The sequence below is a fragment of the Streptomyces sp. WELS2 genome, from assembly GCF_013870595.1.
Classification (GTDB): domain Bacteria; phylum Actinomycetota; class Actinomycetes; order Streptomycetales; family Streptomycetaceae; genus Streptomyces.
On sequence record NZ_JACBWZ010000171.1, the window covers coordinates 1 to 9,964 of the forward strand.

The following is a 9,964-nucleotide window of genomic DNA, read 5'->3' on the forward strand; positions in this document are numbered from 1 at the left end:
AGCACGTCGTGGTAGGCCACGGCCAGGCCCTCGCCGCGCCGCCACAGCCAGTCCTCGACCGTCTCGTACGGCTCCTCGCGCCTTAGCCGGGCCCCCGCCTCGTCCAGCATCCGGTCACCGGTGGTCAGCACCGGCCCCGGCACGACGAGCTCGCCGTCCAGGGTGAGCGCCCGCACGCCGAGCAGGTCGATCAGCTCGGCCCCGGCCAGTGCCAGCGACAGGTCGCCCTGCTCGACGGGGTGCTCACCGGGGACGTCCAGGCTGACGAGGAAAAGATCCTGCGGTGTGGTCATGCCCTCCACCTTGGTCCGCCCCCGCCCGATCCGCAGCGCGGCACACCGGCGGGCGTCAGCACGAGTCCGAGGCCAGCCGCTCGAACTCCGGCCCGCTCATCACCCGCCCGTCGGCCCACACCTGCCCCGGCTCGAGCCGTCCGACCTGCTCGGTGGTGAACTCGACCGTCCCGTTGTGGGCGTCGCCGCCGGTGTACTGCCCGAACCCCAGGACGTAGTGGTGCCGGGGCAGCAGCCGCTGCGGACCCCGGTGCCGGGCGCCCCAGCCGGCGGGCGGGGCGAAGAGGGGGAACTCGACGTCGCCGCGCAGCCCCTCCTCGCGCACGTCCCAGCCGGTGGTGACGGGCCCGTCGTCGCCACCGTCCGGCCGCCCGTCCAGGGACGGGTTCTGGTAGCCGTCGTCCCCGCACGGACGGAACACCGCGTACGGCGTCCCGTCCGGCGCGGCCCGCACCCCGGCGAGCGGCAGGTCCAGGGCCGAGCAGCCGCTCAGCACCAGCATCCCGACGGCGATCCCCGCCGCCACGGCCCCCGTGTGTCGCATGTCCCGCCTAACGCAGTGCCCATTTCTGGTTGGCGGCCCCGGTGCACGACCAGATCTGGGCCCGGCTCCCGTTCGCCGACGAGTTGTCGGTGACGTCCAGGCACTTGTCGGCCGCCGTGTTCACCACATCACCGGTGGCCGCGTTGTACGACCACCGTTGGGCACCGGTTCCGTTGCAGTCGTACAACTGGACCTTGGCCCCGTCCGCCGTCGAACCCGACGTCACGTCCAGGCACTTGCCGAGCACCCGGATGGAACCGTCGGCCTGGACGGTCCACTGCTGGGCGGTACTGCCGTTGCAGTCGTAGAGCTGCACCGCCGTCCCGTCGGCGCTCGAACCGCCCGCCACGTCCAGGCACTTGCCGGCCAGGCCCACGAAGGCCCCGGTCCGGTCGCCGCCCCCGGACTGGGCGCCGGACCAGGTGAAGGTCGCCGAGGTCTTGCCGGGGAGCGAGTAAGTGGCGTGCTGGTTGCCCCAGTCGATGGTCACGGTCCGGGCCGAGGCGGAGTCGTTGTACGCGATCAGCGCCTTGCTCCCGTCCGGGTTGCGCCAGGCCACGTTCGGCACGGCGGTGGACGCGGTGGAGGCGATCCGCTGGGCGCCGGGGCGGACGAACTTCGTCAGGTGGCCCATGTCGTAGTACTCGACGGTGTAGTCCACGGTGCCGCTCGCACCGTCGCCGTCGTGCACGGTGACCAGCCCGGTGCAGGTGCCGCACCCGCCGTTGTGCGGGCCCATGTTCTGGTCCACGGCCAGCGACCACTTGGTCACCGACTTCGCCCAGTTGCGGGTGTAGTCGATGATGTTGCCCATGTCCTCGCGCTGCTGGTCGGCGATCCAGGTGCCGCCGGAGTGCTCGGTGCCGAAGGCGTCCAGCGCCGGGTACCTGTCGTGCACGGCCGTCTGCTTGCCGACGTCACCGCCGTAGCCGTGCCAGGCGATCCCGCCGAAGTTGGGGTGGCTGCGCACGGCCGGGTCGTCCACGGTCTGCGCCGCGTAGGAGTCGTAGGTGTCCCAGTTCCAGTCGTGCGCCAGCACCTTCGTGCCCAGCCCCGCCGCCTGGAGCCTGGGCAGCAGCTCGCTCTTCGTGAAGTAGGCGAGCCCGCTCGCGTTCCAGCTCATCGACGGATAGCCGGAACAGCAGGTGGGCTCGTTCTGCGCGGTGACGTAGGAGACGTCGATCCCCTGGTCCTTGTACGCCTGGAGGTACTTCACGAAGTACGAGGCGTACGCGCCGTAGTCCTCCGCCTTCAGCCAGCCGCCGTTCAGGGAGCCGCTGTCCTTCATCCAGGCCGGTGCCGTCCACGGCGAGGCCATCACGGTCAGCGACGGGTTCAGCCGGAGTGCCTGCTTCGTCAGCGGCACCACGTCCGCCAGGTCGTGCGCGATGGAGAACCTCGCCAGCGACGGGTCGCTCTGCCCGGCGGGCACGTCGTCGTAGGTGTAGCCGTAGCGGGCCAGGTCGGAGGCGCCCATCGGGTTGCGCAGGAACGACAGGCCGATGCCGTCGGCCGGTGAGAACAGCTTGCGCATGGCCGCGTCGCGGGCCGCCGGTGTCAGCGCCCCGCTGCCGTTCAGCAGCCAGGCGGCGGTGTCCGTGAAGGACGCGCCGCCGCCGGTGAAGGTCTGGTAGCGGGTGTTCTCGTCCACGGTGATGTTCTCGCCGCTCCCGCCCGCGCCGGACTGGAAGGCGAATGGGGTCTGCGGCGCCAGGCCGCGTACGACGTGCCGGCCGGCGGCGTCGTCGGTGGTGGTGAGCCAGGCGGTGACCTGCTCACCGGCCGCGTGCGCCGGGGGTGCGGCCATGCCGTACCCGGCGGCGGAGAGCAGTCCGGCCAGCAGCAGCCGGAGTGCGTGGGGGGTTCTCCTCATGGTGCGTCGCCCTTTCTGCGGGTGGGGAGGGCTGACGGGTCGTCTTGACGGGCGTATGAGCCCCTAGTTAACTCACGGCGTGAGCTAAGCCATGAGTGAACCACGAGAGTCCACGAGTGAACCGTGAGAGTCAAGGGAAGGTCCATGCGAAGAACCGCCCTGCTCGCCTCCGCCGCGCTCCTCGCCGGTCTGCTGCCCTGGGCGGCCACCGCCCGCGCCGCCGACGAGCCGCCCACCGCCACCGTCGACCGCTTCGAGGGCGAGGTCCCCTTCGCCCGGCAACCCGCCGAAGGCATCTTCACCTGGGGCGGCGACACCGACGACCCGCCCGCCCTCCGCCTGGCCGACCGCGCCGACGCCCCCGAGGGCGCCAAGGTCCTGACCGGCACCTACGACATCAGCGGCTACGGCGGCTTCACCCACGACTACGCCGCCACCGCCCCCGCCCACGACTGGTCCGCCCACCGGGGCATCCGCTTCTGGTGGGACGGCCGGAACAACGGCCGGAAGATCACCGTCGAGATCAAGGACGGCGGCGCCCACGGCGAGGCCTCCGAACTCTGGACGACCTCCTTCACCGACGACTTCACCGGCTGGAAGCGGGTCGAACTCCCCTTCACCGACTTCGCCTACCGCACCGACTACCAGCCCGTCGGCGGCATCGACCACATCCTCGGCCTGAGGGAGATGTGGGGCTACTCCGTCACCCTCCCGCCCGGCACCAAGGGCGACTTCGCCATGGACGGCGTGGAGCTGTACGGCACGCCGGACCCGGCCCTGCGCGCCTCCGTCACCACCGACGCGCCCGTCCACCCGGTGAAAGAGGGCGGAACGGCGAAGGTGAGGGTGTCGGTCGCCACCACCGGCGAAGCCCCTCTCGCCGACCCCGTGACCGTCACCTACACCACGGCCGGCGGCACCGCGACCCCCGGCACCGACTACACCCCCGTCTCCGGCACCCTCACCTTCCCGGCCGGCACCGCCTCCGGAGCCACCCGGACCATCGAGGTGCCCACCCGCCGCGACCGGGCGGCCGAACCCGCCGAGACCATCCCGCTGAAACTGACGGTCGCCGGCGCGAAGGCCCCCGCGGAGACCCCGCAGGTCGTGATCGACGCGCACGGACTGCCGTATCTGAACGCCAGGCTGCCCGTCCGCAAGCGGGTCGCCGACCTGCTCGGCCGGATGTCCCTGGCGGAGAAGGCCGGTCAGATGACCCAGGCCGAGCGCGGCGCCGTAGGCCAGGGCACCGACATCACCGCCTACGCCCTCGGCTCACTGCTGTCCGGCGGCGGCTCCACCCCCACGCCCAACACCCCCGAGGCGTGGGCGAGGATGATCGACGCCTTCCAGCTGCGCGCCCAGGCCACCCGCTTCCAGATCCCGCTGATCTACGGCGTCGACGCGGTCCACGGCCACAACAACCTCACCGGCGCCACGATCCTGCCGCACAACATCGGCATAGGCGCCTCCCGCGACCCGCAACTCGCCCACGAGACAGGCGCGGTGACGGCCGCGGAGGTCCGCGCGACCGGCGTCCCCTGGGACTTCGCGCCCTGCCTGTGCGTGAGCCGCGACGAACGCTGGGGGCGCGCCTACGAGTCCTACGGCGAGGACCCGGCCCTCGTGGAGTCCATGGAGACCGTGATCCAGGGCCTCCAGGGCCGCGCGAACGGCAAGGACCTGAGCCGGAACGACAAGGTACTGGCCACGGCCAAGCACTTCGCCGCCGACGGCGGCACCGCGTACGGCTCCTCCACCACCGGCACGTACACCATCGACCAGGGCGTCACCACGGTCACCCGCAAGCAGCTGGAGGACATCCACCTCGCCCCGTACCAGGAGGCCGTGGACCGGGGCGTCGGCACGGTCATGCCGTCGTACTCCTCCCTGGACATCACCGGCGACGGCAAGGGCGCGGTCAAGATGCACGCCCGCGGCGACATGATCAACGGTGTGCTCAAGCACCGGATGGGCTTCGACGGCTTCGTGATCAGCGACTACAACGCCGCCGACCAGCTCCCCGGCGACCAGGCCACCCGGTTCCGCACGGCGGTGAACGCGGGCGTGGACATGATGATGGTGCCGTACGCGTACAAGGAGTTCAGCACCACGCTCGCCGACGAGGTGAAGGCGGGCCGGGTCACGCGGAAGCGGATCGACGACGCGGTCGCCCGCATCCTCACCGAGAAGTTCAGGCTGGGACTGTTCGAGCACCCCTACGCCGACACCTCCCACGCGGCCGCCATCGGCTCCCCGGAGCACCGCGAGGTCGCCCGCCGGGCAGCCGCCGAGTCGCAGGTGCTGCTGAAGAACAAGGGCGGTCTGCTGCCGCTCGAGAAGAGCCAGAAGGTGTACGTGGCCGGCTCGAACGCCGACGACATCGGCAACCAGACCGGCGGCTGGACCGTCACCTGGCAGGGCTCCTCCGGGAACACCGTCCCCGGCACCACCATCCTCCAGGGCCTGCGCAAGGCGGGCGGCCAGGTCACCTACTCCAAGGACGCCTCGGCCCCGACCGCCGGCTACGACGCCGGCGTGGTCGTCGTCGGCGAGACCCCGTACGCCGAGGGCGTCGGCGACGTGGGCAACAACGGCCACGCCCTCACCCTGTCCGCCGCCGACCAGGCCGCCGTGGACAAGGTCTGCGCGGCCATGAAGTGCGCGGTCCTGATCGTCTCCGGCCGCCCCCAGCTCATCGGGGACCGCCTGGGCGAGATCGACGCCCTGGTGGCCTCCTGGCTGCCCGGCACCGAGGGCGACGGCGTCGCGGACGTGCTCTACGGCAAGCGCCCCTTCACCGGACAACTCCCGGTCAGCTGGCCGAAGTCCGGGGCACAGCTCCCGATCAACGTGGGCGACACGGCGTACGACCCGCAGTTCCCGTACGGCTGGGGCCTGACCACCCTCGCCGAGCTCCCGCGGGGCGGCGCGTCCACCCTGCGCGCCCTGGCGGCGCGGGCCACGGCGGCCGAGCGCCACGGGGACGCGCGGACCGGCCGCGCCCTGGTCACCCGGGCCCGCCTCCTGGTCCAGCAGAAGGCGGCCGGCCACCTCACCCAGGCGGTGTCCAAGCCCTTCGCCGACGCGGACCACCTGCTGCTGACCGGCCGGTACGGAAAGGCGGTGCGGAAGCTGGCGGAGGCGTACCGAGCCGCCTGACCGCTCGGCAATCGGCCACCCCCTTTGGGGAGGTTTCGGGTAATTTTTAGATATGAAGGCCGTTCCGCGGACCCGAAGCCTCCCCGCCCTGCTGCTGGCAGCCCTGACCCTGGTGCTGGCGACCCTGTACGCACCCCCGGCGAGCGCGCGGACCAGCGTCTCCACGATCGCCCAGGCCCTGCGCAAGAGCCCCGTCTACGTCGACCCGGCGGCCCGCGGCCAGCTGCCCGCCGACACCGCCGACGCGCTGGCCGCCCGGATCAAGCGCGCGGACAGACCCTTGTTCATCGCGGTCCTCCCGGCCGGCTACCCCACCGCGAACCTCTTCGCCGACCTGCGTGCGGCCACCGGCATCACCGGCCTGTACGGCATCCGCCTCGGCGACCGCTTCGACGCCCGCGCCGACTCCTCCGTCATGTCGCCCACGGCCCGGCAGAACCTCGTCCGCAGCGTCCAGGGCGAGGACGCCAAGACCCAGCTGGCCGACTTCTCCGACCGCGCCCTGCTCAACATGGGCGGCCACGCCCCCAAGAGCTGGGGCGGCACGGGCGACGGCGTGTCCGGCACCGCCCTGATCACGACGGCGGCGGTCCTGGTACTCGCCGGCGCGGGCGCGTACACCCTCGTCCGGCGCAACCGCCGCCGCCGCGAACAGGAACAGCGCGCCGCCCTCGACCGGCTGCGCGTGGTCGTGGACGAGGACATCACCGCCTTCGGCGAGGAACTCGACCGCCTCGACTTCCAGCCCGCGGCACCCGAAGCCGACGACGCGATGCGCGCCGACTACGAACACGCGCTCGACGCCTACGACACCGCCAAACAGCGCATGGCCATGGCGGAGCGCCCCGAGGACGTCCGCGGCGTCACCGAGGCCCTCGAGGACGGCCGCTTCTCCCTGGCCCGCCTGGCCGCCCGCCGCGAGGCCCGCCCGCTCCCGGAGCGCCGCCCGCCCTGCTTCTTCGACCCCCGCCACGGCCCCTCGGTCACCGACGCCACCTGGACCCCGCCCGGCGGCGCCCCCCGCCAGGTCCCGGTCTGCGCGGCCGACGCCACCCGTCTGGCCGACGGCCGCGACCCGGTGATCCGCGAGGTCGACACCGACTACGGCCGCCGCCCCTACTGGGACGCGGGCCCCGCCTACGGCCCCTGGGCCGGCGGCTACTTCGGCGGCGGCCTCCTCCCGGGCCTCCTCGTCGGCACCATGCTCGGCGGCCTGATGGCCACGCCCGCCTACGCCGCCGACTACGGAGCCGGGTACGGCGACTTCGGTGACCAGGCGGGTTACGGCGGCGGCTACGAGGGCGGAGACGTCTCCGGCACCGACTTCGACCCCGGTGACTTCGGCGGCGGCTTCGGCGACGGGGGCGGCTTCGACGGGGGCGGTGGCGGGGACTTCGGTGGGGGCAACTTCTGAGGCTGCTGGATGCCCTTGAGGAAGTCGTTCCAGGTGGCGGGGGAGAGGGTGAGCGTGGGGCCGGTGGGGGCCTTGGAGCCGCGGATGCGGATGGCAAAGGGGTGGGCGGCTACCTCTGCGCAGTCGCCGCCCTGGCTCGTCGGGATCATCGCCGGGAAGGATCGTCTGGTGTGAGTTCCTCGCGAAGCGACCCGGGATTCCCGCCGGCCCTCAGAGCTTCGGCTGGGTGAAGCGGATGCGGTTGCCGAAGGGATCGCGCAGGCCGCAGTCGATGCCGTACGGCCGCTCGGTGGGCTCCTCGGTGAACTCCACACCCTTCTCCAGCAGCGTTTCGTAGGTCTTGCGGCAGTCGTCCGTGGTGAAGATGAGCCAGCCGCCCATGGCGCCCTTGGTCACCAGCTCGCGCACCTGCTCCGCCGTCTCCTCCGACATGGCCGGCGCGCCCGGCTTCTCCAGGAGGATCTGGCGTTCGGGGTGGCCGGGGACGCTGACGGTCAGCCAGCGCATGAACCCCAAGGGGACGTCGGCGGCGACCTCCAGGCCGAGCTTGCCGACGTAGAAGTCGAGGGCCTCGTCCTGGTCGAGGACGTAAATCTGTGACTGCGTGATGGCGTTGAACATGAGTTCACGCTATCGAGCGGGGGAGGCGAAAACTTATCCAGAACTGCTCGATCGCCGGCGCCCGGCCGCATGCTCAGGTGTGCGGCCGGGAGTGGGCCATCGTGAAGCACGTCGGTACGCCCGCGGCCACCGCCTCCCTGCGGTAAGTCCGCGGTGACCGGCCGACGATGGCGTGGAAGGTACGGCTGAAGGTGCCCGGGCTGGTGAAGCCGACCGCGAAGCTGATGTCCGTCACGCTGCGGTCGGTCTCCCGCAGCAGGAACATCGCCCGTTCCACCCGGCGGCGCTGGAGGTAGCGATGCGGCGTCTCACCGAACGTGGCCCGGAAGGTACGCGCGAAGTGGGCCGGGGACACATGCGCGATCCGGGCCAGAGCCGGAACGTCCAGCGGCTGCGCGTAGTCCCGGTCCATAGCGTCCCGCGCCCGGAGCATGCGGCGGTTCGTCTCTTCCACGGCACGGCTCACAGCGCCATTCCACCACGAGGCCGCCCACCACGCAGCCCACCCACGGGCCCGGCACCGGCCCGGCCCACCGCCCCTTTGGGCCGCTCGCTCGCTTCAGCCCGACACCGACCGGGAAGCGAGCGGCCCGACAGCCGCTGATGAGCACCGGAGCCCACACCCACGGCGGCGCCCCCAACCCGCCCGATAATGGCGACCGTGATCGATAGGCATCTGCGCGTGGTACTCGCCGAGGACTCCGTCGTCCTGCGCGACGGCATGGTCGAACTGCTCGGCGCCCGCGGCTGCGAGGTCGTGGCCACCGCAGGAACGGCACCGGAACTGCTCGCCGAGGTGGCCGAACACCGACCCGACGTGGCAGTGGTGGACATCCGCATGCCACCCACACACACAGACGAGGGCATTCGCGCCGCCGTCGAGATCCGCGCGAGGACAGCCGAGGTCGGCATCCTCGTCTTCTCCCAGCACGTGGAGACGGTCTGGGCCTCCCGGCTGCTGGCGGACGGCGCGGCGGGCATCGGGTACCTGCTGAAGGAACGTGTCGCCCGCACGAGCGAGTTCGTCGACGCTCTGCACCGCGTCGCCGACGGGGGCACCGTGCTCGACCCGGAAGTGGTCACTCGTCTGATGGGCGGCCGACAGCGCAGGCGAGTGGACACCCTGACGCCACGCGAGCGCGACGTGCTCGAGCTGATGGCACAAGGCCACTCCAACCGCTCCATCGCCGCGCTGCTGGTGGTGTCGGAGCGGGCGGTGGAGAAGCATGTCGCCGCCGTCTTCGCCAAGTTCGGCCTGCGGGCGACCGACACCGACAACCGCCGGGTGAAAGCCGTCCTGAACTACCTCGCGGAAACGACGAGTTGACCCTCACGGAAGGCGCGTCGGCAGCTCGGCGACGACCACGGTCGGCCCACCGGCCGGGCTGTCCACCCGCAGCGCTCCGTCCACCGCCGCGAGCCGCTCGGCCAGCCCCGTCAGGCCGGTGCCGACGCCGACCGCCGCACCGCCCCGGCCGTCGTCGCGCACGCTGAGGCGCACGCGGCCGTCAGCCGTGCGCACGGTGAGTTCGGCCGAGCGGGCACCGCTGTGCTTGGCGATGTTGGTGAGAAGCTCCGCGGCGCAGAAATAGACGACCCGCTCGACCACCGGGTGCGGGCGTTCTCCCAGGTCCAGGCGCATGACGACCGGCACCGGCGAGGCGGCGGTGAGGCCCGGCAACGCCTCGCCGAGGCCCCCGTCCAGCGCCACCGGGTGAATCCCCCGGGTCAGCCGCCGCAATTCGGTGATGGCGTCGTCGGTCTGGCCGCGGGCGCGGTTCACCAGGGTCCGCAACCGCCCGAGGTCCGGACCGGCGGGAGGCGTGAGCGCGTCTTCGGCCAGTGAGAGGGTGATCGCCAGAGCGACCAGCCGGGCCTGGGTGCCGTCGTGCAGGTCGCGCTCCAGGCGCCGGAGCCGGTCGGTGTTGTCCGCGAGCAGGGTGGCTCGGGCGGTCTCCAGCTCACCAGCTCCGCCGCCGGACCGCGAACCGCCGACAGGCCGGTGGCCAGGACGGTAAGGACGGTCAGCGCCGCCGCGCCCGCGACGATGCACCAGG

The 9,964-nt window shown here is 72.2% G+C and carries 9 protein-coding genes and 1 pseudogene; 3 read left to right on the forward strand and 7 right to left on the reverse strand.

The genetic code is table 11. The features are described from left to right. The 3 genes from H5J33_RS13225 to H5J33_RS13235 form a co-directional block, all read right to left on the reverse strand. A partial coding sequence (locus H5J33_RS13225) for a GPP34 family phosphoprotein (protein WP_181795100.1) occupies nt 1–293 on the reverse strand: 293 nt, incomplete at its 3' end. A gap of 55 nt (nt 294–348) precedes the next feature. After that, entirely contained in the window at nt 349–837 is a 489-nt protein-coding gene (locus tag H5J33_RS13230) for a hypothetical protein (protein ID WP_258565044.1), read from the reverse strand. Nucleotides 838–844: 7 nt separating this feature from the next. Beyond that, nucleotides 845–2,710 carry a lectin gene (locus tag H5J33_RS13235; RefSeq protein WP_181795101.1) on the reverse strand — a complete coding sequence of 622 codons (1,866 nt, stop codon included), beginning with the start codon at nt 2,708–2,710 and terminating at the stop codon, nt 845–847. A 144-nt stretch (nt 2,711–2,854) separates the two neighbouring features. Between H5J33_RS13235 and H5J33_RS13240 the strand changes: the two genes are divergently transcribed. Both H5J33_RS13240 and H5J33_RS13245 read left to right on the forward strand, forming a co-directional pair. Beyond that, nucleotides 2,855–5,872 carry a glycoside hydrolase family 3 N-terminal domain-containing protein gene (locus tag H5J33_RS13240; RefSeq protein WP_181795102.1) on the forward strand — a complete coding sequence of 1,006 codons (3,018 nt, stop codon included), beginning with the start codon at nt 2,855–2,857 and terminating at the stop codon, nt 5,870–5,872. Nucleotides 5,873–5,924: 52 nt separating this feature from the next. Further along, a complete protein-coding gene (locus tag H5J33_RS13245; protein WP_181795103.1) occupies nt 5,925–7,286 on the forward strand; it encodes a hypothetical protein in 1,362 nt (453 codons plus the stop codon). 20 nt (nt 7,287–7,306) lie between these two features. Here the strand turns inward: H5J33_RS13245 and H5J33_RS37420 are convergent. The 3 genes and pseudogenes from H5J33_RS37420 to H5J33_RS13255 all read right to left on the reverse strand — a co-directional run. After that, nucleotides 7,307–7,435 (reverse strand): annotated as a pseudogene (locus tag H5J33_RS37420) (DUF397 domain-containing protein); the annotation flags it as partial. Between the two features lie 61 nt (nt 7,436–7,496). Further along, on the reverse strand, nt 7,497–7,907 hold the full coding sequence (locus H5J33_RS13250; RefSeq protein ID WP_181795104.1) for a VOC family protein: 411 nt from the start codon (nt 7,905–7,907) through the stop codon (nt 7,497–7,499). A 73-nt stretch (nt 7,908–7,980) separates the two neighbouring features. After that, nucleotides 7,981–8,373, reverse strand: a complete 393-nt coding sequence (locus H5J33_RS13255; RefSeq protein ID WP_181795105.1) for a helix-turn-helix domain-containing protein — start codon at nt 8,371–8,373, stop codon at nt 7,981–7,983. 186 nt (nt 8,374–8,559) lie between these two features. Here H5J33_RS13255 and H5J33_RS13260 point away from each other — a divergent pair, with 186 nt between their 5' ends. After that, nucleotides 8,560–9,234: a response regulator transcription factor gene (locus H5J33_RS13260; RefSeq protein WP_220212295.1), complete on the forward strand. Its 675-nt coding sequence runs from the start codon at nt 8,560–8,562 to the stop codon at nt 9,232–9,234. Between the two features lie 3 nt (nt 9,235–9,237). On the opposite strand, the gene H5J33_RS13265 is transcribed toward H5J33_RS13260, so the two are convergent. Then, nucleotides 9,238–9,964, reverse strand: a 727-nt coding sequence (locus H5J33_RS13265; protein WP_258565045.1) for a sensor histidine kinase, incomplete at its 5' end; no start/stop codon positions are given.